Here is a 20,529-nt window from a genome sequence, read left to right on the forward strand (position 1 = left end):
GGGCTCCGTCAGTTGGATGGAGCCCAGTTCAGCGCGAAGTTCGGCGAGAGCGTAAAGCCGACCGGCAGGCTCGAAACCGGCGGCGGCGTGTGCACGCCTTCCTGCAGATAGCGAAGTGCCGCCATCAATCCGTTCAGCGTATAGGGTTTGGCGATGACGCCGATGGCGCCGGCGAAATTTTCCGGAATGCGCTTGGGATTGGCCGTCATGAAGACGACCATCGACTGTTCCGTGTCCCCGATATACTGGGCGACATCGACGCCGGTAGGGCCATCGTTGAGGTGAACGTCGACGAAGGCGATGTCTGCATCCACCTCGTCGACCAGCCTGCGTGCTTCATCGAACGAGGTCGCCCATCCGACCACGCTGTGGCCGGCGTCTTCAACGAGCATCTCCAGCTCCATTGCCAGCAGCGCTTCGTCTTCCACGATCAGGACTTTAAGCGGATCAGTCATGTTCCATCCTTTTGAAGTGTTGGTTCGGCAGGCATCTTTATGACCACCCGCGTTCCCGGCCCTGCGTCGAGCCATTCGATATCGGCGTGAAGCTGGCGGGCAAGCGACTTGATAAGCCGCATGCCGAACGAGCCGTCGCCATTGGCTCCTGCCATGCCGATGCCGTCGTCCGAAACCTCGATGCGAAAATGCCCATCGCGCCGGTTCACCTTGACGCCCAGGTTGCCGGGTGCTGCTCCGTTCGTGCGGCCGTTGAACGCGTGCTTGAGCGAATTGGTCACCAGCTCGTTCACCATCAGCGCGATCGGCGCAGCCTTTTCCGCAGGGACAACGACCGGTTCGAGATCGAGTTCCGGGGAAAGTTTGCGGCCCGAAGCGGCGACAAGGTCGGTCACCAGGTCGCGGGCGAAATCGGATACGTCGAAAGTGGTAACGTCCTCCGACTGGTAAAGGCGGCGGTGAACCGTGCTCAGCGCCTCGATGCGTTCCAGCATCGATCTCAGCGACGCCCTGATCCCCTCGTCGGGAATTGCGCGGCTCTGCATGACGATCAGCGACGAAATCATCTGCAGATTGTTCTTCACGCGATGATCCACCTCGTGAAGCAGCGACTTCTGGGCCTCGAGCGCTGCTTCGAGTTCCTTGGTGCGTTCCTTCACCGCCAGCTCGAAACGTTCCTTGTCCGCCTGCACCTGATACTCGGCCTGCTTGCGGTCGGTGACATCCAGCTGCGAGGCGAAAAAGAACTGCAACTCGCCTTTCTCGTTGGAAACCGGGCTGATGTAGAGCGCGTTCCAGAAAGTGGTGCCGTCCTTTCGGTAGTTCAGAAGGTCGATGCTTATATTCGTCCTGTCGCGGATCGCATCGCGAACTTTCGATATGGCTTCCTGGTCGGTGCGCGGTCCTTGCAGAAACCTGCAATTGCGGCCCACGACCTCCTCGCGGCTGTAGCCGCTCAGGCGCAGGAAAGCGTCGTTGACGAAAACGATAGGGTTGTCCGCTTGGCGCGGGTCGGTGATGATCATCGACATGCGCGTTGCGCGGATGGCGGCTGCGAACGGGTCGCCTTTGCCGTGTTCGGCATGGAGGTCGTCCGTCATGTGCCATGCTTCGGGCGATTCTTTTGCCGTTTTCCAATCCATTTATCTAAAGCTCCACGTCTTTCGAATGGCTCCACAACGGCCCCAGGGCCGAAATGGTTCAATCGAGAGCGAAGAAACGTGCGCTTGGGCTGCTTGCGAGGCGGTCACAAAAGCTGCGGACGGATCGTGAAAACGAAGTCGGCGCGCATGCTGCCGGAGCTGACGCAGCGCCTCATTTGGTTAATGCAAGCTCAGGAAATCACGGGCAAAAATCTTGCCGGGGAAGCGTTGCGCAGGGTGCCATCCAGGCGCTTGGCCAGCCGCTTGGCGCAGCTTGCCGTGGGGATGGATGGAAAGAAGAGAATCAGTACCTTCCTGGCCGGCGCTTGTGTCTTGCAGTCCTGATGATCTCGCGAGCGTAGATCATCTTCATCGGGATAGGTAAATGAAGACGTTCGATGCGGTAAAGCTCGTTGTTTATTGTCTTCAGCGCGCGCCAGAAGTCATAATCACTTATCGTGTTATCGGATGCGAGGCGGCTCGACATCTGAGCAACATCTATCTTCATGCCAATCTCCCGAACGGCGCCGCCCGTCACCATTCCGATCGTGAGTCGTTCCAGCATCGATTTTCACCCAGTGGCGGGCTGGATCAACCCGCCGCAACAGATCAAACTGTGCAAAAACCCTTAAGGTTAATGCTTCATTCACCATTAAAATTTTAACGACTTCCGCAAAACCCTTGCCCGGCAATCGCCGTGCGACGCTTTATGAGCGTGGTCTCACCACGCCCCCATCATTCGACCAGGGAAGGGAAGTTTCAATTCGGCCTTCGGGAGAGGTCACACGGCCTTTCGTTTGATGCCGATAGACCGTCCGGCACGCTCCGGCACCGGCAATCCGCCATGGGCGGCACGCATGGCATCCACCTTGGCCATGATATCTTCGGGGAAGGCGGCAACCTTCGGGCCCGACATGTCGATGTGCAGCGACAGTGTTTCCGACGTTGCGGCAAGCCAGCCGTCGACATGGTGGATTTCCTGATAGGCGCGGATGCGCTTCTCGTCATGGTCGATGAGCTGGAAGGTGACCGTCACCTTGTCGGCAAGGTGCAGTTCGCGGACATAGCAGAGGTGGACCTCGGCCGTGTAGATCGTCAGCTTGCGGTCGCGCGCATAATCCGGCCCCATGCCCATGATTTCAAAGGCCTCGTCGGAGCAGCGGTCGAAGAGGACGTTGTAATAGGCCATGTTGAGGTGGCCATTGTAGTCGATCCAGTCTTTCTCGACCTCCATGATGCTCGAGATGAAGGGGGCCGGAATGGTCATTGACAGCGTCCTCATTTGGCGGTTTGCACGGTACCCACTCTTAAATGCTACACGAGGGCCGCTCATGGTCCAATTGCGGAGGATTTCATGGCTCTTAGCGACGCTGCAAAGGTCGAACGCAACGAGACCGGCATCGCGACGGTGCTAGGCATACTCAAGCAGCGCTTCGGCGAGCGGTTCCAGACCGGCCAGTCGCTTCGCGAGCAGCATGGGCACACCACCACCTACATCCCGAATCAGGCGCCGGACGGCGTCGTCTTCCCCGAATCGACGGCGGAAGTGCAGGAAATCGTGCGCGCCTGCGCCGAGCATCGCGTGCCGGTCATCGCCTTCGGCACGGGCACGTCGCTGGAAGGCCACGTCAACGCGCCGGGCGGCGGCATTTCGCTGGATACGTCGCGGATGAACCGGGTGCTTGCGGTCAATGCCGAGGATCTCGACGTCACCATCGAGCCGGGGATCACACGCGAGGACCTGAACGCCTATCTGCGCGACACCGGCCTGTTCTTCCCGATCGATCCCGGCGCCAACGCCAGCCTTGGCGGCATGGCGGCTACGCGCGCTTCCGGCACCAATGCCGTGCGCTACGGCACGATGCGCGAAAACGTTCTGGCTCTGACGGCGGTGATGGCCGACGGGCGTGCGATCACCACGGCAAAGCGCGCCAAGAAAAGCTCGGCCGGCTACGACCTGACGCGGCTTCTGGTCGGTTCGGAAGGCACGCTCGGCATTATCACCTCCCTGACGCTCAAGCTGCAGGGCATTCCGCAGGCGATTTCGGGCGGCGTCTGTCCGTTCCCAACGGTGGAAGCAGCCTGCCAGGCAACGATCGCGACGATCCAGATGGGCATTCCGGTGGCACGCATCGAACTGGTCAACGCGCTGCAGATGCGGGCGCTGAAGAACTATTCCAATCTCGACTATGCCGAGACCCCGTGCCTGTTCGTCGAATTCCACGGCAGCGAGGCCGGCGTGGCCGAGCAGGCCGAAACGTTTGGCGAGATCGCCACCGAATATGGCGGCGGGCCTTTCCAGTGGACTGCGGTTGCCGAAGAGCGCGCCAAGCTGTGGAAGGCGCGGCACGACGCTTATTGGGCCTCGCTCACCCTGCGGCCGGGTTCCAAGGCGCTTTCGACAGATGTTTGCGTGCCGATCTCGCGGCTTGCCGAATGCATCGCCGAAACCGAGGCCGATATCGCAGAATCCGGGCTGATCGCACCCATTGTCGGCCATGTCGGCGACGGCAATTTCCATGTTCTGGTGCTGATGGACGTGAATGATCCGGCCGAAATCGAGCGGGCGGAAAAGTTCGTCGGCCGGCTCAACATGCGCGCGATCGGCATGGATGGCACCTGCACCGGCGAGCATGGCATCGGCCAGGGCAAGATGGGCTTTCTGGAGCGCGAACTCGGCGATGCTGTGGATTTCATGCGCACGATCAAGGCCGCACTCGACCCGCAGAACATCCTCAATCCGGGGAAGGTGCTGCCTGCGGCGCATTAGAATTGCCGCGCAATTCCGTCGGCCTTGACCCTGCCACCCTTTGGTCGGAGACTCCTCGGCTGTTGCAGCCGGAGGAGAATTCATCATGGCGATTTCGCGCAAGGAAGAAGCCCGCGCACTCAGCGCTGACGAGCATGAGCTGGTGGAAAAGTCGCACCATCCTGCCGTGCAGGAATTGTCCGACACCGAACTTGCCGGTCTGGTCAAACTCTTGCGCGAACGGCGCGACAAGGCGCAGACCGAAGCTCGCCGCCGCCGCCGTGAAATTCGCGGCAAGGGTGCGCCCAAAGGGGCGGCGCCCTCAAAGGCCGATGCTGGTTCGCAACTGAAACTCGCCGTTCTGGCAATGACGATGCGCCGGCTCAACGGCGAGGTCGAGCGCCGCCGGCGTCTGGCGACTGATTTGTCTCAGGTCACTAATGCCCGCAGAGCTTTGGAGATGAAGCAGGCGGCCAAGGATAAAGGTAAGGACTTCAACACCCGCCATGCCCACAAGGGCATGCGCGCGGTGGCAAACGAGCGTGCGCAGAATCTGGTTCGGCCGATGGAGCTTGGCCGGCAGCGGCAGGCGGCAAAGGTGGCGCAGGCGAAGCGCGACGCACGCTGATTTTTATCGTCACCCGCGATTATCGCGGGTGACTCAAAGGCGCTATGAGGCGGTGGTCAGCGAGGCCAGTACGAAGCCGCCCCATGCCATGAGGGCGATGCCGGCGAGTTTGCCGATCCAGTGACCGGCAGGCGCCAGTTTCTCGACCAGCACGAACAGGGCGATCGCGGCGATCCAGGCGAAATTCATCACGCCGCCGACGAAGAGGAGCAGCATCAGCATCCAGCAGCAGCCGACGCAGAAGACGCCGTGGCGAACACCCATCGCGAAAGCGCCGCTCCTGCCGTCATGCCAATAGGCCAGCACGAAGGATAATGGCGAGCGGCAATTGCGCAGGCAGGCCTGCTTGAGCGGTGTCCATTGATAGATGCCGGCGGCGACCAGAAGCGCACCGGCGAGCGCGATGCTGGTCGTTTCCATCATCGGTGACAGCACGCTGGCCTTGTCCAAGGCATATTGAAGCGCCACCGCCGCAACGCTGAAGCCAAGCCAGACTGTCAGGTAGCCGAGCCCGAAAAGGCTCGTCGAACCGACGGCTGTATTGCCGGAGCTGCGCTTCCTGGCGATCGAGTCGTAGAAGAGAAGCATGGGGACCGCGCTGGGCAGCATCATCGCTGCCATCATCGCCGACCACATGGCGATGGTGAGCGCGGCATAGCCGACCGTCCAGTCGGGAGCCGCCATCGGCATCGCCATGCCTTCCATCGCCGGCATGGGCATTTCCACGCCGAAAAGAAGGTAGCCCCAGGAGATCAGGACGACCCCGAGGACAATGGCAATGACGACTTCCCGGTCATGCCGGTGGAGATTCACCAACAACGTCATGGCTCATCACCGGTTTGGTCAGTCAGGTTCGAACCGCACGCTTTCGGCGCGGTTCGTCGTGTCGGCGTCAGGCGGCAACGCCCATCGGCGTATGCACCACATGCGCAAGCGAGCTGTGCATGCCCTTCGTCTCGAATTTTATCGCGGCCAGGCTGCGAATGTTGGACGAGGCGATCTCTGCCATCCGGTGTTCGAAGCCCTCCGGCATGACGACCTGAACGCGGTGAGGCTCACCCGTCACCGGGTTCTTGATTGGCTCCACGTCCGTCTCGAGCACGCCGGGGATGACCATCCGCGCGGTGCGGGCGTCGCGGTCGAAGCTGAATTCGAACGAAGCCAGGATCGGGTCGTGGAAAGTGGTGACGATCAGGCTGACAATGTGAAACAGCGTTCCTTCCGCCGAATCCTGGCCCGACAGGATGGCTCCCAATGCGTCGCGTTGCTCAGGGCTTGCCCGCTCGTCGAGAATAGGTTGGGCCTGGCCGTTGCCCTCGTGAAGCGCGCCGGGGAAATGAACGGTCACGCAGAAATTCAGGCCGTCGAGCTTCACGTCCTTGTAGTGACCCTTGGTGATGTGCATTGCCACGAGGCCTTCGCAGTAGCCTTGCGTTGGCTTCGCGTTGAAGTCGCAGGGGCAGCCAAAGGCGCAACTGCAGTTCTTGATCCACTCGCCTTCCAGTCTCCAATCAGCCAATGCCATAGTTTCCTCCATGGATTGTCCGGAGTGCTGCAAAGTCTGCAGCAGGCAGGATCGCTCATTGTATCACGCCCCACCGCTCGTCAAAATTACATATGAGAGGAGTTGGCCTAGTTCGTATGGAGGTGGCTGTGCACGCAAGCCGGTCAGGATCGGCATCTATCGAAGCGCAATCAGGCAGTTAATTCCAATTGCCATTTTATCAACACGCCGATGCGGGTACAGTGAGTCTCGATTGGGGCGGTTTGCTGAAGTGAGATGCTGGCGCGGCTTTTTGTAATCATCGGTGGAATGATCGTACTGGCGCTGACCGCGGCGCTGGTGGTTCCGTATTTCATCGACTGGACGGGCTATCGCGCCGATTTTGAGCGCGAGGCAAGCGCCATCCTCGGCCGCAAGGTCACGGTGCAGGGGTCGGCCACGGCGCGGCTGCTGCCGTTCCCGTCCGTGACGTTCTCCGATGTCGCCGTCGGCGGCGGCAATGGCGGCCAGCCGGCGATGACGGTCGAGAATTTCTCCATGGATGCCGAACTCGCGCCTTTCATGCGCGGCGAGCTGCTTATCTTCGACATGCGCATCGTGCGCCCCAAGGCGACGATCGATGTCGCGCAAGACGGCACGGTGGACTGGGCCATGCGCCCATCCTCGCCCTTCGATCCGCGGCGCATCGCCCTCGAGAAGCTGACCGTTACCGACGGGCAGATCACCATCCGTCACGAGGCGGGCGGTCGCGACCACGTCCTGTCGGAGATCAACTCCGAAATTTCCGCCAAATCGCTGGCCGGGCCATGGCGGGCGAATGGCACCTTGCGTGTCGACGGCATGAAGTCGACCCTGGCCGTATCGACCGGCACCGCCGACGAGAACGGCCAGATGCGGCTGAGGGTGAAGGTTGATCCGGAAGCCTACCCACTGATGATCGAGGCGGACGGCAATGCGCGCATCGAAAATGGCGCCGCACTCTACGCCGGACAGTTCAAGATCATCGGCAATGACCGACCTGCCGAAAAACTGCGCGGGAGCGATGGCGAGACGGTCAAGGCCGAGGCGTTGAAGCCTGAACCGGGCAACCGCGTGAATGGCGAATTCTCGCTCGACCACAAAAAACTTTCCATCGATAATTTCCGCTTCGAGACCGGCCCGCTGGACAATCCCTACACGGCAGACGGCACTGCCTTCGTCGAGCTTGGCGAAGCGCCGCGCTTTTCCATCGAGGCCAAGGGCGCGCAGGTGCGTTTCGACGAGGCGATTGCCGGCAGCGAGACGAGCACAGGGCTGACGCTGGCCAACCGCATCGCGGCGCTGGAAAAGGCGCTTGCCAGCCTGCCCAAGCCGACCATTCCCGGCAGCGTCGAGGTCGACCTGCCGGCGGTGGTGGCGGGAGACACGACGGTGCGCGATGTGCGGCTTTCGGCCGAACCGGCCGATGGCGGCTGGACGGTAAAATCGCTTGCCGCGACGCTTCCCGGCCGCACCACATTGGAAGCGGACGGGTTCCTGCGCACCGACAATGATTTCGGGTTTACGGGGTCACTGCTGCTGGCCGTGGCGCAACCGTCGGGCTTTGCGGCCTGGGTGTCGTCGGATGTCGATGAGGCGATCAGGCGTTTGCCGGCGGCTGGCTTCAAGGCCAGCATCGACATGACCGAGCAGCGCCAGACCTTCAAGAACCTCGAACTCATACTGGGCAATGCGAAGTTTTCGGGCGAAATCGACAGCCAGCAACCGGCGGATGTCCGCCCCTCGATGCTACTGAAGCTCAACGGCGAAGCGCTGGATGTCGACGGGCTTTCAGCCTTTGCCTCGCTGTTCGTCAGCGACAAGGGCGCCAATCGCTTCGCCGACCGCGATCTCGACTTCCAGATCAAGGCCGGGCCGGTCTCGGCGGGCGGTTTGACCGCCGATACGATCGATACGGCACTTCGCCTGCGCAATGGGCTGCTGGAGATCGACAGGCTGTCGATAGGCGGGCTGGAGGGTGCCTCGCTAAGCGCGACCGGCACGATCAAGGACTTTCCGCAGAGCCCGACCGGCAAGCTCGATGCATCGGTCGTTGCCGTCGATCTCGCGCCCTTGGTGAAGCTTGCGGCCGAACGCTATCCGAACAGCGCCATCCTCAAAGGGCTGAACGAGCGGGCCATCGACTATCCGAACCTGCTGCAGGACGCGCAGATCGACTTCCTGGCCGATGCCGCTGCCAATGATGACGGCACGACCAACCTCTCATTGAGCGCAAAGGGCAATGCCGGCGGATCGGCGGTTTCGGCCAGCCTTTCGGGCAAGGGCAAGCCCGACGCGTTGAGCGAAGCCCCGCTGGAGCTGACGTTTTCGGCGCGCAATGACGACGCCACGACGCTGCTTGCGCTGATCGGCCTGCCGGCACTGCCGCTCGGCGTCACCGGAGGCGGCGAACTGGCACTGTCGGCCAAGGGCGCGGTCGCGAGCGGATTGGAGACGGCTTTCGCTCTGACCGGCGAGGGGTTTTCGGCAAAATTCGATGGCACGGCGGGTCTTGGCGAGCAGGGGCCGACCGCGAAGGGCAAGATCAGCGTTGAGGCCGCCGACATCGAGCCCTGGCTCATGACCACAGCCGTGCATCTGCCCGGTTTGGGCATGGGCACACCGCTGGCCCTTGCTGCCGACGGTGATTATGAAAACGGCCTGCTGGTTCTCGACAATCTTGACGGCACGGTCAACGAAGGCGCGGTTTCGGGCGGCATCAATGTCGAGATCAAGGACGGCCTGCCTTACCTGACCGGCGCGCTGGCGCTGGACGAGATGAGCCTCGATCCGGCGGTTGCCATGGTGCTCGGCGAACAGGCCGTCGCACCGGCGGAAAGCGGCTGGTCGTCGGTGCCGTTCCAGCAGAAGGTGGCTGCGCCCTTTGCGGCCGATCTCGATATTTCGGCGGCGACGGTTTCGATCGGCTCGGCGACCAACGCCTATGATGCGACGATGGCGCTGAAACTCGACGGGGAGGGGCTTCGCCTCTCCGACATCAAGGCAAAGCTGTTCGGCGGGGCCTTTTCCGGCCTGCTGGAGCTGAAGAACGACGGCGGAAGCGGCTTGGTCTCCGGGCAGGCGAAGCTTGAGGGGGCCGACCTTGCCACCGCTCTTCCCGGGACAGGCCTGACCGGCAGAACCGATTTTTCGACCGCGCTTACGGCCAGCGGCAAATCGGTCGGCGGCCTTGTTGCGGCACTTTCCGGTTCCGGCACGGCGACCCTGAACGGCGTGGTCATTCCAGCGATCAACCCGAATGCACTCGGCCCGCTTCTGGCCAAGGCCGATGCTGTGGGGCGCGACATCGACGCGGCGAGGACGGGCCAATTCGCACCTGAGATCGTCAATGCCGGCGCGCTGTCGGCCGGCAACGCCGATATCGCCTTCACCGTTGCCGGCGGCGTGCTGCGCGCCCCGCCGGTCAGTTTCGCGACGCCGTCCGTGACGGTGACAAGCGACCTGCGCGCCGACCTCAACGCCGATACGGTCGCCGCCGACGGCACGATCGCCTATGTGCCGGGCGACGAGGCGCTTGTCGGCTCCGAGCCTAGCCTGCGCTTCAATCTTTCGGGCTCGCCTGCCGCGCCTGAGCGGACGCTCGACAGCGACCCGCTGGCGCAGTTCCTGACGCAGCGCGCGCTGGAACGCGAGCAGGCGCGGGTTGAGGCGATGCAGGCGGCGGTGCTGGAAAAGCAGCGCCTGCGCCGCGAGGTCCGCTACTACGCCGCCCTGCAGCAGGAGCGCGATCGCGCCGCCGAAGAACTTCGGCGCAAGCAGGAAGAAGAGGCGCGGGCCAAGGCCGAGGAAGAAGCACGGCTGGCGGCGGAAGCCAAGGCGCGCGAGGAAGCGGCTGCCGCGGCAAAGGCGCTGGAAGAGGCCGCCGCGCAAGCCAAGGCCAACGAGCAAGCCAAGCAGGCGGCCGACGAAGCCGCGCTCAAATTGCAGGAGGCGGCAAGGCAATCGGCCCGGGAGGCCGAACAGGCTGCCGAGGCGGAAAGGGCACGGCAGGAGGCAGAGAAGAAAGTGCAACAGCAGCCGGCTCCCGAGATCCAGCGCGCGCCATTGCCGCGGGCTCCATCTGAAGGCTCGACGGGTTCTACGCAGAATTTCGAGCAGTCGATCCGCGATTTCCTGAACACGTTGGACAATAAGCCTGAGTAGGCTTCGCTTTCGCGATGACATGGTCAAAAAATCTGGTGGCGATGTCGGCATCGTAAAAGTCCGTTCGTCCTTGGATCGAACCAGACATCAACGGAGAGAACCAATGACCGCCAAAACCGACGCCACCCCGGCCAACGACCGCGAACTGGTGCTGACGCGCCTGATCGATGCGCCGCGCGAGAAGGTGTTCAAGGCCTGGACCGACGCCGAACTGCTCAAGCAATGGTTTGCGCCGCTGCCCTGGACGACGCCAATCGTCGAGGTCGATGTCCGGCCGGGCGGCTCCAGCATGTTCGTCATGCGCGACCCGGACGGCAACGATTATCCGAACAAGGGCGTCTATCTCGAAGTCGTCGAGAACGAGAAGCTGGTGTTCACCGACGCTTTCACCGAGGCATGGCAGCCTTCGGAAAAGCCCTTCTTCACCGGCGTCCTGACCTTCGAGGACGAGGGCGGCAAGACACGCTACACCGCCCGCGCCCGTCATTGGACGAAAGAAGACCGCGATGCCCACGAGAAGATGGGTTTTCATGAGGGCTGGGGCCAGTGCACCGACCAGCTCGAGGCGCTGCTGAAGAAGATTTGACCTGCAGAGGGCACCCCCACCCCTAACCCCTCCCCACAAGGGGGAGGGGGATCTTTCAGCTCCTGTGCCACACGAAACCGTTATGACTGGCACCTTGTGTGAATGCCATCAGGTCTCCCTCCCCCTTGTGGGGAGGGGTTAGGGGTGGGGGTGCTTCATATGCGATTGCCCTGACGGGCTAGGGGTATGCCCTACGACAATCTCGACAGCAGAAGCATCAGCTCGCTTTGGCGATGCGTGTCGGTCTTGGCGAAGATCGACTTCAGGCGATGACGGGCGGTTTCGCGCACGATGCCCAGTGCATCGGCTGCCTCGAAGAGGGAGGCACCGCTTTCAAGTTCCTTGCAGAGTTTGACCTCTGCCGGCGTCAGGCCGAAGCCGGCGGCCAGATGATCGAGCTTCGGTTTGCCCCGGTCTTCCGGGTCGGTGAGAAGAAGAACGGCCTGCGCCGTCGATGACATCGTTCTTACGAGGCTGGGCAGGGAGGCTGCTTCAACGACGATCGGGTGCCGATCCGGCCTTGTGATATAGACCGGCAACGCTTCCGGGCTTTCGGCGTTTGAAAGCCTGCGGCTGGTCGCCGATGCGATCAGCACCTGCAGGGCATTGTTGCTGCGCGGGTGATAGGCACACAGATAGCCTTTTCGTACGAAGAGAGCCTCGGTGTTTCGTTCCAGCAGCGCTTCCGCCTTGGCGTTCATCTGGCCGACCTGCCTGTTGGGGCCGATGAGAACGGCGGCCTGCCCGGTTCGGTCGAAGGCTTCCAGGCTGGAGCGGCTGCGCGAAAGGCCGAACTGGGACGATAGCTTCACCATCCGTCTCAAGTGCGGACTCAAGGTGGAGAGAAATCCCGCTTCTTCCTTCGTGAAAAAGCCTTCCTTTTCGGCCCTCAGGATCGGCAGGCACCATGGAGCGCCGTCAACCATGAAGCCCACGGCCGCGTATCCCGGAAGCCCCCATTTGAGATACAGGTCGTTATAGTCTGGAAGTTTCCTGCGCTCGTCGTCAGTCGCAAGATCGTGCTCGATGATTACCTTTTGTTTCGACAGCAGCGGCCAGCCTCTCATGGCCCGGTAGTCATTTTCGTACCACTGACCGCCCACATATTCCTCAAGCAGCCGGTTGTTCCGGGTCGACGAGGGAATCCTGATCAAATCCTGATTGAAGTCCTTCGGGTAGAACATGGCGGCGGTCGCGCCCAGCGACGAGGCCAGCTCGTCCAGCGCCTCAGGCCAAAGCTCAGGCGTGGCGACGGCGGCATAACACGCGTCTATCGCACGCTCTTGCTGCTCGGAAAACACGCTTAGCCCCGCTCAGATTGCCCTTGCGAATGGTGCCTGCCGGGATGATGTCTGTCAATCAGGGATAGAAATAGCTGCGAGCGTGTCTATGCGTTCAATCAGGGCTTGCCGGGGAGGCCATAGCCCGAAACCGGCCTCGTCTCGGTCCGGTTGTCGAATCCTGCAATCAGCGGGCGTGCCCTGGCGATCGCGGCCTGGACGGCGGCCAAGGACAGCGATGCCTTGTGGCTGGTTTCGTTGTCCCACACTTCGGTGATCCAGATTGCGTTATCGTCGGCCGGGTCGGTTGCGATGACATAGCTCAGGCAGCCGGGCATCGCATCGCTGCTTTCCGTCATGATGGAAATCAGCTCGTCGCGTTTTCCGGGCTGCGCGATCATGCGGCCGATCAATCCGTACATGGCTCGTCCTCCTCGGTTTTTCGTCCGCTGCTTGGCCCATTCCAGCACATGAAGCCTGAGCGCCGATGACAGGTTAGCTTCGCGGGGGCGGGTTTCGTCCACTTCGGCGACAAGGGCGGCGAGTGCGATGCCACGCTCCGTGGCGATCGCCAGCAGGTCGTCATAGAAAGGTTTTTCGAGCGAATAGCTGGTGCGGTGACCGCGAATGGTCACCGAGCGCTTCTCGACAAGGCTCACGTTCCGCCGTTCCCGTCCGGCCGCTCGCGCTTATGACCGTCGATGAAGCGCACTGCCTTTTCGGTAGACTTGTTGGCCGCTGTCTTCTCGGCCTTGGTGCGGCCATGCAGCACGCGGTTCTGTTCAGCCGCGCGTTCCTTCTCGGTACGCGCCTTCTGCTTGCGGACCTGGCGAAGATTCACGAGTTCCGCCATTTTGAACCTGCGGCGTTATTTCTTGCGGAAGGCGTCGAGCGAAACGACCTCGGCGCCCTTGCCAGGCGCGGAATCGGCGTCGGCGGGCTCGGCGACTTCCTTTTCCTTGTCCTTCTTCTTTCCCTCGCCTTTGGTCGAAGCGGCAGGCTGAAGCCGGGCAGGGGCCTTTTTCTCGACCGGAGCAGGCTCTTCCTCGGCGATTTCGGCCAGGCCGTCGGTCTTGACGTCGAACTCAAGTTCGAAATTGACGGACGGATCGTAGAAGCCGCGCACGGCGGAGAAGGGAATCTCCAGCTTTTCCGGCACGTCGGAGAAGGACAGGCCGATTTCGAAGCCGGAATCGGTGACCTTGAGATCCCAATACTGGAACTGCACCACGATCGTCATCTGTTCCGGATAGCGTTCGCGCAGGCGGCTTGAGATGCGAACGCCCGGCGCGCCGGTCAGGAAAGTGATGAAAAAGTGGTGGCTGCCCGGCAGACCGGTGCGCGCGACTTCCGCCAGGACCTTGCGCATGACGCCGCGCAATGCCTCCTGGGCGAGAATATCATAGCGGATGTGGTCTTCGGCCATGTGCAAATGCAGTTCCGGTGAATCGACTGCATAGCTGTAATCAAGCTTGCGGCTGTCGTAAACCGCATATAGCGCGATGATCTATCTGGGCCAGCCGATGTTGCAGCTGTGCAATCTATGCTGAAACGTGTATCGGCGCGGGCGTTTCTACCCGTGGACGATAAGCACGCAGGAAAGTCCGCACCGCATTGGTGGCGGCGCTGCGAATCTGCTCGTCGGTTGCGATCTCGCCGAACATGGCCTGCAGCTGCAGATCGGCGCTGATAAGGGCGAGAAACTGGCGGGCTGCGACATCGGGGTCGTCAATCTCGAGATGGCCGGAATAAGCGAGCCGCGCGAAGCGGGCGGCAAGAGCCGACCAGGTTTTCAACGGGCCTTCGTCGCGCCAGCCGGCGAACAGTTCGGGATTGCGCTCGCCCTCGCTCTCGATCAGCTTGCGCAGGAATTTTCCGTCCTTGCTGCAGATGCAGTTCTGGTTCAGCCGCACGGCAAAGGCGATCAGCTCGGCTTCCAGATCCTTGGGCTGGTCGGGGAAGGTCGCGAGTGTCGCGAAAAGTCCTGCATTGGACCGGTCGGTGATGTCCTTCACCACAGCAAGCAGCAGATTTTCCTTGTCGCCATGGTGATTATAGACCGTCTGGCGCGACACGCCCGCTTCCGCCGCGATCAGGTCGATATTGGCACCCGCAAAGCCCTCCCGGCAAAAAACACGCGCAGCAGCTTCCAATATGGATGTCCGCTTGGCGGAGTGGCCGCGCGCAGCGGGGAAATGGGGAAACGGGTTCTCTTTCATTGAAAAAAGAATATAGGTGCGGTTGACGAATTAGACAAGCGTGTCTAAATTTCTGGACAGATACCGCTAACGTCGTTCCGTGGGAGGAGTGGCGGCGTAACTGGCGGGATGAGACGGCGTCGGATCGTCCGATGCCTACACTCCGAAAGCAGCAAGCAGATGACACCCAAATTCCTCCGCCTCGCGGTCGTGCTCGGACTTTTGTCAGCGATCGGCCCCTTCGCGATCGACATGTATCTTCCCGCGCTGCCTTCCATCGGCGCGGATCTGAACGCCGGCACCAGTGCGGTGCAGATGAGCCTGCTGATCTTCTTTCTCTCCATGGGCTTCGGCCAGCTCATCGTCGGCCCGATATCCGACATGGTCGGCCGTAAGCTGCCGCTCTATGGCGGTCTGGTACTGTTCATAATTGGCGGCGTCGGCTCGGCGCTGGCTCCCAGCATAGAATGGCTGATCGCCTTCCGCTTTGTGCAGGGCCTCGGTGCCAGCGCTGGCATGGCAGTGCCGCGCGCCATCGTGCGCGATCTCTACACCGGCACCGAAGCCGCCAAGCTGATGTCGCTGCTGATGCTGGTGTTTTCGGTGTCGCCGATCCTGGCACCGCTGACCGGCAGCCTCGTCATCGAAAGCCTTGGCTGGCGCGCCGTGTTCTGGACTGTGACAGGGGCCGCGGTGCTGGCGATGGTGCTTTTGGCAACCTCGCTCACGGAAACCCGGCCGGCAGAAGACCGCGCCGGCAGTTCCTTCGGTACGGCGCTTTCCGCCTATCGCTTCCTGATGGGTGAGCGCAACTTCCTTGGGCTGACCGCCATTGCCGGTTTCGCGATATCGAGCTTCTTCGTCTATCTGTCGAGCTCGTCCTTCATCCTGATCGATCATTACGGCCTGTCCCCGTCGGTCTACAGCCTGTTCTTCTCGATCAACGCGGTGGCCTTCATCGGCATGTCGCAGCTGACGGGAATGCTGTCGGAGCGGTTCGGGCTGCGGCGCGTGGTGCGTGTCGCGGTGACCGGCTATGCCACGACCATGGTGATACTGCTGGCGATCATGTCGACCGGCGTCGACCGGCTCGATGTGATGGCGGCGCTGCTGTTCGTCGGTTATGGCTTCGTCGGGCTTGTCATCCCGAGCACCTCGGTGCTGGCCATGGAAGAGCATGGCACGATCGCCGGCACTGCCTCGGCGCTGATGGGCACGCTTCACTTCGCCATCGGTGCTGCCGCCATGGGCGTGGCCGGCCTGTTCTTCGACGGCACGCCTCTGCCGATGGTTTTCGGCATTGCCATCTGCGCGGTGATAGCGCTCGGCCTGACCCAGTTGACGCTTGGCCGTGGCCGGCAAGCTGCGGAAGCGCCGGCGGAATAGTTCGACCACCATAAGCAAAGGAAAAGGCCGGGTTGTTCCCGGCCTTTTTCGGATCACGGGGGCGAGAGCCAGCGTCCACTCCATCGACTTTTGCCGCGATGTGCGGCAAATGCGTTACCTACAGTCAGCGCCTACCGTCGTGAACTGGCTGCCGGAGCAGGAAAATGCCATCGACCGAACTGCTGATCGCTTTCTTCGTGACCACGGCGATCTTCGCCTACATACCCGGTCCGGCAATGCTCTATGCCGCGGCGCAGACATTGGCACGCGGCCGATGGGCGGGCCTGATGGCTGCTTTCGGCATCCACCTTGGCGGCTACATCCACGTCATCGCTGCCGCCGCGGGGCTGTCCGTTCTCTTTCACGCCGTCCCGATGCTCTATATGGCAGTCAAATTCGCCGGCGCGGCCTATCTGGCCTGGCTCGGCATATCGCTGTTCCGCTCCAAGGCGCAAGGCGAGGCCGCAATGCCCGGCGTTGAGCCGAAATCCGGCCGGCGCGCCTTTATGGAGAGCATTGCCGTCGAGGTTCTCAATCCCAAGACAGCGCTCTTCTTCCTGGCGTTCCTGCCGCAGTTCATCGATGCTTCAGCCGCATTCCCCATCTGGGTGCAGTTCATTCTTCTCGGCACGATCGTCAATCTGATGTTTTCGTCGGCTGACGTCATGTGCGTGCTTTTGGCGGGCGCGGCGATCACGCGGCTAAGGCGCTCGAGCAGTGCGCAGCGCCTCATGCAGCGCGCGGGCGGGGCGTTGCTCGTCGGACTTGGCGCACATCTCGCCCTGCAAAGAGGCTGAGGCTTTGGGCCTGCGATTGCCTGGCGAGCCGTTGCTGGTCAAAATCCAGCTTCGGCGAGCACGAAGCTTAGCCGCTCCTGAACAGGCGCCGGCGGCACGGTGATCAGTTCGTAGCCATGGTCGGTATAAGTCTCGACCATCGCCTCATAGGTTCGCCGCGCCTCGTCCAGGTCCTGCTTGCGCTCCGCATCCTGATGGAAAATCTCTGCCCAGGGCGGGAGAATAAAAACCTTGCGGTTGTAGCGAAAGACCTCCGCCGCCTTCTCGATATGGGCCGGAACCGGCAGTCCGGTGAGCCGGAGGTAGCCGATGACGTCCGGCACGCCGCGATCGAAGAAGACCGGGCCGGTTTCCTGTATGGCGATGGCATGCGAGCGCATTTCCCAGGACAGCATCAGTTCGGCGAAAAGGGCAGGATCGTTCCACGGCAGGGCGGGGCCGGAAACCGCCATCTGGTCCTGGATGATGCCGCGTCCGGCCTCGACGGAAGAGGGATAGCCGGCGGTGCGCAGCGCCTCGATGAGCGTCGTCTTGCCGGAGCCGGGTCCGCCGGTGAGGATGAAAAAGCGGTCGCAATCTGTCTGCATGTTGAGAACTCTCATTTGCAAAGGAGAATTGCCCGCGCAGCGTGGCGATGCAAAGCGCGGGAGCGCATGCGACGACGAGCCGGGCAGGCGAGGGGATATTTGAAAGGGGGAGAAGTGGAGGCTTCTGTTGCCAGGTGCCTCCGGACCCCGCCTAGAAGTGCGAACCTCTAGGGCTTAATTTGAAGCTATCGCACTGCTTACGCAGCGAGACGTGCTTCCGCATAGTTGTCGTTTGCAACTACAAGTTTAGCCCGATAACGGTGGTACAATGCCGGGCAAAAGTACGATCTTTACACCTTCGTCGATCCTATTTCGCCCCCAGCAAAAACCGCTCCTTATGCAAGCAGCGGCTTTTGGTGGAGGCGCCGGGTACCGCCCCCGGGTCCGAACGGCTTATTGCATCGCCTGTTTATCACCATAGTCAGTCAAGCTGACGGACCGAATATAGGGAGGGATCGCGTCAAAGGGAAGGCCGCATTCGCCGGAATCCACTTACATTCAAAGTGCATGACGAGGGGGCAAAGTGCTTGACAGGACGGCGTGTTGAACCGAAGCTTTTCAACGGTGAGGAAAGTGCCGGAAACGCAAGGTTGTGATTCTGCGACCTCATCGAGCGAAGTCCTGTTGTTCGACGAGGGGAATATTTCATGGCCGATTACCTTGCAGACGTGAAGAAGTATGATGCCGGCGCCGATGCCGCCGTGGTCGAGAAGATCGTGAAGCATCTGGGCATTGCGCTTCGCAACCGCGATTCGTCGCTGGTGTCGTGCACCGACCCCAAGGAACTGGACCGCGTCAAGGCGAACTGGATCGCCAAGAAGCTCGGCATCACCGACGACGCCAAGGCAAGTGCTGCCGTCGAGAAAGTCTGTAAGGCAATGTCCGGCGACAACACCAAGAGCCGCGTGACCTTCTATTATCTGGCCGCCAAGGATCTCGGAAAGCTCGGCTCTCTCTGAGGCCGAAGCTTCCTTCTTCTCCCCGTTCACGGGGAGAAGATGCCGGCAGGCAGATGAGGGGCAGCGCCTAGCTGCGAAGCTCGCGATATCCCATCGAAACAGCTTTGCTTTTCCTTTGAGGGATTTTTGCTGCATAAGCAAAAATGCTTATCGCTTTTGCGTTCTCGCATAACCGGGCTTGCGCTATGATCGGGAAAAGCCCCGAATCGATGCGGAAGCGATGCGCCAGTATCTCGATCTCCTGAAACATGTTCTCGAAACCGGCGTGGACCGTGGCGATCGCACCGGCACCGGCACGCGTTCGGTGTTCGGCTACCAGATGCGGTTCGACCTGGCGAAGGGCTTTCCCGTCACCACGACGAAGAAGCTTCATCTGAAGTCGATCATCCACGAGCTTCTGTGGTTTCTGGCCGGCGACACGAATATCAAGTACCTGAAAGACAACGGCGTCTCGATCTGGGACGAATGGGCCGACGAGAATGGCGATCTCGGCCCGGTCTATGGCGCGCAGTGGCGGTCGTGGCCGGCACCGAATGGCGAACATATCGACCAGATCGCCAATCTTCTGATCCAGATCCGCAAGAATCCCAATTCACGCCGGCTGATCGTTTCGGCCTGGAACCCGGCCGAAGTGGACGCCATGGCGCTGCCGCCATGCCACTGCCTGTTCCAGTTCTACGTTTCGGACGGCAAGCTCTCCTGCCAGCTCTACCAGCGCTCGGCCGACATTTTTCTCGGCGTTCCGTTCAACATCGCTTCCTATGCGCTGCTGACGCTGATGGTGGCGCAGGTGACCGGGCTGAAGCCCGGCGACTTCGTCCACACGCTGGGCGACGCGCATCTCTATTCCAACCATTTCGAGCAGGCGCGCGAGCAGTTGGCACGCACGCCCAAGGCGCTGCCGACGATGTGGATCAACCCGGATGTGACGGACCTGTTTGCCTTCCGCTTCGAGGATTTCCGGCTGGAGAATTACGTCGCCGACGCGAGCATCCGCGCGCCGATCGCGGTGTGAGCCGAGGGTCGTCGTCGCCTCGGCTGTGAAAGATCATTGTTTCTCTGACAGGAAGGTCGTCACCATCTCGATTGTGGCGTCCGGGTTCTCTTCCATTATCCAGTGGCCTGAGTTCGGGATAATGCCCTCGGTGACATCGCTCGCGGCGAAACGCATGACCGTCGCCATCATCGGGCCGAAGGATTTCTCGCCGCCTATCGCCAGCACGGGCATGGCCAGCTTGCCGCCTTTCTCAAGAAACGCCTTGTCGTCAATGGCGTCCTGATCGAAGGCGGCGAACTGGGAAAAGCCGGCATGCATCGCGCCCGGCAGCGCGTAAAGCTCGGCATAGTGAGCGCGCGACGCTTCGTCGAATTTGGCGGGGTCGGCGGAAAATTCGTTCCAGAACCGGTCGAGATAGATGCGCTCGCGCCCGGCAACCAGCCGTTCCATGTCCGGGCCGCCAAAGCGGAAATGCCACAGGAGCGGGTTCTTCAGAACTTCCTCCCACGGGCCGATGCCGGGCAGGGGCGCATCGATCAGCACGAACCGCGTCACCCGCTGCGGGTTCTCGGCAGCGAAGGCGTAACCGACCATATTGCCGATGTCATGCGTGACCACATCGGCCTTGTCGATGTGCAGGGCGTCGAGCACGCCGGCGACATCGCCGCCTTGGGTCTTCTTGTCGTAGCCTCCGGCAGGCTTCAACGACAGGCCGAGACCCCTCAGGTCGGGCACGACGACCGTGTGGTCGCGCGCGAGAACGGCTGCCAGCGGCGCCCACATGTCGCCGGTCTCGCCATAGCCATGCAGCAGCACGACCGCCGGACCACTTCCGCCGACACGGACATGAATGGTCGTGCCGTTCGTTGCGATCTCCTCGATCTTGAACTCGGCCGGGAAGGGCTGAATCTCGGCGCGGGCCGAACAAGCCAATGCCAGCAAAACAGAAACTGCGAAAAGAACACGAAACAATGCCGTCACTCCTTCAAGAACTGAGGTGATTTTTCGGCTAGTGGAAATGCCAGGAATTCTAAGGAAATGCTGCTGATCTTCAGTCGGGCGGTCGGTTGGCGAGCCGC

General features: G+C 61.6%; 21 protein-coding genes, 1 other RNA gene and 1 pseudogene. 8 read left to right on the forward strand and 15 right to left on the reverse strand.

All coding sequences use genetic code 11. The annotated features are described in order from the left end of the window. Positions 1-8 precede the first annotated feature (8 nt). From BM413_RS15950 to BM413_RS15965, 4 genes are all read right to left on the reverse strand, one after another. On the reverse strand, positions 9-455 hold the full coding sequence (locus BM413_RS15950) for a response regulator (RefSeq protein WP_091914747.1): 447 nt from the start codon (positions 453-455) through the stop codon (positions 9-11). After that, a complete protein-coding gene (locus tag BM413_RS15955; protein ID WP_244537892.1) occupies positions 452-1,555 on the reverse strand; it encodes a PAS domain-containing protein in 1,104 nt (367 codons plus the stop codon). The genes BM413_RS15950 and BM413_RS15955 overlap by 4 nt, the downstream gene beginning before the upstream one ends. Before the next feature lie 346 nt (positions 1,556-1,901). After that, the gene (locus BM413_RS15960) at positions 1,902-2,162 is read right to left on the reverse strand and encodes a hypothetical protein (RefSeq protein WP_244537893.1); all 261 of its coding nucleotides are present in this window, start codon (positions 2,160-2,162) and stop codon (positions 1,902-1,904) included. A gap of 216 nt (positions 2,163-2,378) precedes the next feature. Next, positions 2,379-2,864 (reverse strand): thioesterase family protein, encoded by a 486-nt coding sequence (locus tag BM413_RS15965; RefSeq protein ID WP_091914751.1) that lies wholly within the window; start codon positions 2,862-2,864, stop codon positions 2,379-2,381. An 87-nt stretch (positions 2,865-2,951) separates the two neighbouring features. Here BM413_RS15965 and BM413_RS15970 point away from each other — a divergent pair, with 87 nt between their 5' ends. Beyond that, entirely contained in the window at positions 2,952-4,367 is a 1,416-nt protein-coding gene (locus tag BM413_RS15970; protein ID WP_091914753.1) for an FAD-binding oxidoreductase, read from the forward strand. Between the two features lie 85 nt (positions 4,368-4,452). Continuing rightward, the gene (locus BM413_RS15975; protein ID WP_091914755.1) at positions 4,453-4,974 is read left to right on the forward strand and encodes a hypothetical protein; all 522 of its coding nucleotides are present in this window, start codon (positions 4,453-4,455) and stop codon (positions 4,972-4,974) included. 42 nt (positions 4,975-5,016) lie between these two features. Here BM413_RS15975 and BM413_RS15980 read toward each other — a convergent pair whose 3' ends face one another. Further along, positions 5,017-5,799 carry a DUF2182 domain-containing protein gene (locus BM413_RS15980; RefSeq protein WP_091914757.1) on the reverse strand — a complete coding sequence of 261 codons (783 nt, stop codon included), beginning with the start codon at positions 5,797-5,799 and terminating at the stop codon, positions 5,017-5,019. A 67-nt stretch (positions 5,800-5,866) separates the two neighbouring features. Beyond that, the gene (locus tag BM413_RS15985) at positions 5,867-6,499 is read right to left on the reverse strand and encodes a DUF1326 domain-containing protein (protein WP_091914759.1); all 633 of its coding nucleotides are present in this window, start codon (positions 6,497-6,499) and stop codon (positions 5,867-5,869) included. A gap of 255 nt (positions 6,500-6,754) precedes the next feature. Here BM413_RS15985 and BM413_RS15990 point away from each other — a divergent pair, with 255 nt between their 5' ends. Both BM413_RS15990 and BM413_RS15995 read left to right on the forward strand, forming a co-directional pair. Further along, a complete protein-coding gene (locus tag BM413_RS15990; RefSeq protein ID WP_091914761.1) occupies positions 6,755-10,660 on the forward strand; it encodes an AsmA family protein in 3,906 nt (1,301 codons plus the stop codon). Between the two features lie 103 nt (positions 10,661-10,763). Then, positions 10,764-11,246 carry an SRPBCC family protein gene (locus BM413_RS15995; RefSeq protein ID WP_091914763.1) on the forward strand — a complete coding sequence of 161 codons (483 nt, stop codon included), beginning with the start codon at positions 10,764-10,766 and terminating at the stop codon, positions 11,244-11,246. Positions 11,247-11,437: 191 nt separating this feature from the next. Here the strand turns inward: BM413_RS15995 and BM413_RS16000 are convergent, their stop codons facing one another. The 6 genes and pseudogenes from BM413_RS16000 to BM413_RS16025 form a co-directional block, all read right to left on the reverse strand. After that, positions 11,438-12,547 (reverse strand): helix-turn-helix transcriptional regulator, encoded by a 1,110-nt coding sequence (locus BM413_RS16000; protein WP_091914765.1) that lies wholly within the window; start codon positions 12,545-12,547, stop codon positions 11,438-11,440. Between the two features lie 98 nt (positions 12,548-12,645). Continuing rightward, complete coding sequence (locus BM413_RS16005; protein ID WP_091915072.1) at positions 12,646-12,948, reverse strand: putative quinol monooxygenase; 303 nt, start codon at positions 12,946-12,948, stop codon at positions 12,646-12,648. A gap of 27 nt (positions 12,949-12,975) precedes the next feature. Beyond that, positions 12,976-13,185 (reverse strand): annotated as a pseudogene (locus BM413_RS16010) (ribbon-helix-helix domain-containing protein); the annotation flags it as partial. Continuing rightward, entirely contained in the window at positions 13,182-13,379 is a 198-nt protein-coding gene (locus tag BM413_RS16015; RefSeq protein ID WP_091914767.1) for a DUF4169 family protein, read from the reverse strand. The pseudogene BM413_RS16010 and the gene BM413_RS16015, both read right to left, overlap by 4 nt. A gap of 15 nt (positions 13,380-13,394) precedes the next feature. Next, positions 13,395-13,952, reverse strand: a complete 558-nt coding sequence (locus tag BM413_RS16020) for an SspB family protein (RefSeq protein WP_091914769.1) — start codon at positions 13,950-13,952, stop codon at positions 13,395-13,397. Positions 13,953-14,067: 115 nt separating this feature from the next. Beyond that, positions 14,068-14,745 carry a TetR/AcrR family transcriptional regulator gene (locus tag BM413_RS16025; protein WP_091914771.1) on the reverse strand — a complete coding sequence of 226 codons (678 nt, stop codon included), beginning with the start codon at positions 14,743-14,745 and terminating at the stop codon, positions 14,068-14,070. A gap of 159 nt (positions 14,746-14,904) precedes the next feature. Here BM413_RS16025 and BM413_RS16030 point away from each other — a divergent pair, with 159 nt between their 5' ends. Further along, positions 14,905-16,110 carry a multidrug effflux MFS transporter gene (locus BM413_RS16030; RefSeq protein ID WP_091914773.1) on the forward strand — a complete coding sequence of 402 codons (1,206 nt, stop codon included), beginning with the start codon at positions 14,905-14,907 and terminating at the stop codon, positions 16,108-16,110. Positions 16,111-16,274: 164 nt separating this feature from the next. Then, positions 16,275-16,907, forward strand: a complete 633-nt coding sequence (locus tag BM413_RS16035; RefSeq protein ID WP_091914775.1) for a LysE family translocator — start codon at positions 16,275-16,277, stop codon at positions 16,905-16,907. 38 nt (positions 16,908-16,945) lie between these two features. Here the strand turns inward: BM413_RS16035 and BM413_RS16040 are convergent, their stop codons facing one another. Together BM413_RS16040 and ssrA are read right to left on the reverse strand one after the other, a co-directional pair. Then, positions 16,946-17,494 carry an AAA family ATPase gene (locus BM413_RS16040; RefSeq protein WP_091914777.1) on the reverse strand — a complete coding sequence of 183 codons (549 nt, stop codon included), beginning with the start codon at positions 17,492-17,494 and terminating at the stop codon, positions 16,946-16,948. A gap of 113 nt (positions 17,495-17,607) precedes the next feature. Further along, positions 17,608-17,968: a transfer-messenger RNA gene (gene ssrA / locus BM413_RS16045) on the reverse strand. A 173-nt stretch (positions 17,969-18,141) separates the two neighbouring features. On the opposite strand from ssrA, the gene BM413_RS16050 reads away from it, so the two are divergent. Both BM413_RS16050 and BM413_RS16055 read left to right on the forward strand, forming a co-directional pair. Further along, the gene (locus BM413_RS16050) at positions 18,142-18,453 is read left to right on the forward strand and encodes a DUF2853 family protein (RefSeq protein WP_091914779.1); all 312 of its coding nucleotides are present in this window, start codon (positions 18,142-18,144) and stop codon (positions 18,451-18,453) included. Positions 18,454-18,673: 220 nt separating this feature from the next. After that, positions 18,674-19,468 carry a thymidylate synthase gene (locus tag BM413_RS16055; protein WP_091914781.1) on the forward strand — a complete coding sequence of 265 codons (795 nt, stop codon included), beginning with the start codon at positions 18,674-18,676 and terminating at the stop codon, positions 19,466-19,468. Positions 19,469-19,501: 33 nt separating this feature from the next. Here BM413_RS16055 and BM413_RS16060 read toward each other — a convergent pair whose 3' ends face one another. Continuing rightward, positions 19,502-20,422, reverse strand: coding sequence for an alpha/beta fold hydrolase (locus BM413_RS16060; protein ID WP_091914784.1), 921 nt, complete (start codon positions 20,420-20,422; stop codon positions 19,502-19,504). Positions 20,423-20,529 lie beyond the last annotated feature (107 nt).

Origin of the sequence: Mesorhizobium sp. YR577 (assembly GCF_900116595.1) — a bacterium.
Classification (GTDB): Bacteria; Pseudomonadota; Alphaproteobacteria; order Rhizobiales; family Rhizobiaceae; genus Mesorhizobium_M.

Excerpts from the sequence above, each read along its gene's own strand:
- BM413_RS16030 (WP_091914773.1), top strand. The coding sequence starts at position 14,905 with ATGACACCCAAATTCCTCCGCCTCGCGGTCGTGCTCGGACTTTTGTCA.
- BM413_RS16015 (WP_091914767.1), bottom strand. The coding sequence starts at position 13,379 with ATGGCGGAACTCGTGAATCTTCGCCAGGTCCGCAAGCAGAAGGCGCGT.
- BM413_RS15975 (WP_091914755.1), top strand. The coding sequence starts at position 4,453 with ATGGCGATTTCGCGCAAGGAAGAAGCCCGCGCACTCAGCGCTGACGAG.
- BM413_RS16035 (WP_091914775.1), top strand. The coding sequence starts at position 16,275 with ATGCCATCGACCGAACTGCTGATCGCTTTCTTCGTGACCACGGCGATC.
- BM413_RS15960 (WP_244537893.1), bottom strand. The coding sequence starts at position 2,162 with ATGCTGGAACGACTCACGATCGGAATGGTGACGGGCGGCGCCGTTCGG.
- BM413_RS15985 (WP_091914759.1), bottom strand. The coding sequence starts at position 6,499 with ATGGCATTGGCTGATTGGAGACTGGAAGGCGAGTGGATCAAGAACTGC.
- BM413_RS16050 (WP_091914779.1), top strand. The coding sequence starts at position 18,142 with ATGGCCGATTACCTTGCAGACGTGAAGAAGTATGATGCCGGCGCCGAT.
- BM413_RS16040 (WP_091914777.1), bottom strand. The coding sequence starts at position 17,494 with ATGCAGACAGATTGCGACCGCTTTTTCATCCTCACCGGCGGACCCGGC.
- BM413_RS15980 (WP_091914757.1), bottom strand. The coding sequence starts at position 5,799 with ATGACGTTGTTGGTGAATCTCCACCGGCATGACCGGGAAGTCGTCATT.
- BM413_RS15970 (WP_091914753.1), top strand. The coding sequence starts at position 2,952 with ATGGCTCTTAGCGACGCTGCAAAGGTCGAACGCAACGAGACCGGCATC.
- BM413_RS15965 (WP_091914751.1), bottom strand. The coding sequence starts at position 2,864 with ATGACCATTCCGGCCCCCTTCATCTCGAGCATCATGGAGGTCGAGAAA.
- BM413_RS16005 (WP_091915072.1), bottom strand. The coding sequence starts at position 12,948 with ATGTACGGATTGATCGGCCGCATGATCGCGCAGCCCGGAAAACGCGAC.
- BM413_RS16025 (WP_091914771.1), bottom strand. The coding sequence starts at position 14,745 with ATGAAAGAGAACCCGTTTCCCCATTTCCCCGCTGCGCGCGGCCACTCC.
- BM413_RS15955 (WP_244537892.1), bottom strand. The coding sequence starts at position 1,555 with ATGACGGACGACCTCCATGCCGAACACGGCAAAGGCGACCCGTTCGCA.
- BM413_RS16055 (WP_091914781.1), top strand. The coding sequence starts at position 18,674 with ATGCGCCAGTATCTCGATCTCCTGAAACATGTTCTCGAAACCGGCGTG.
- BM413_RS15950 (WP_091914747.1), bottom strand. The coding sequence starts at position 455 with ATGACTGATCCGCTTAAAGTCCTGATCGTGGAAGACGAAGCGCTGCTG.
- BM413_RS15995 (WP_091914763.1), top strand. The coding sequence starts at position 10,764 with ATGACCGCCAAAACCGACGCCACCCCGGCCAACGACCGCGAACTGGTG.
- BM413_RS16020 (WP_091914769.1), bottom strand. The coding sequence starts at position 13,952 with ATGGCCGAAGACCACATCCGCTATGATATTCTCGCCCAGGAGGCATTG.
- BM413_RS15990 (WP_091914761.1), top strand. The coding sequence starts at position 6,755 with ATGCTGGCGCGGCTTTTTGTAATCATCGGTGGAATGATCGTACTGGCG.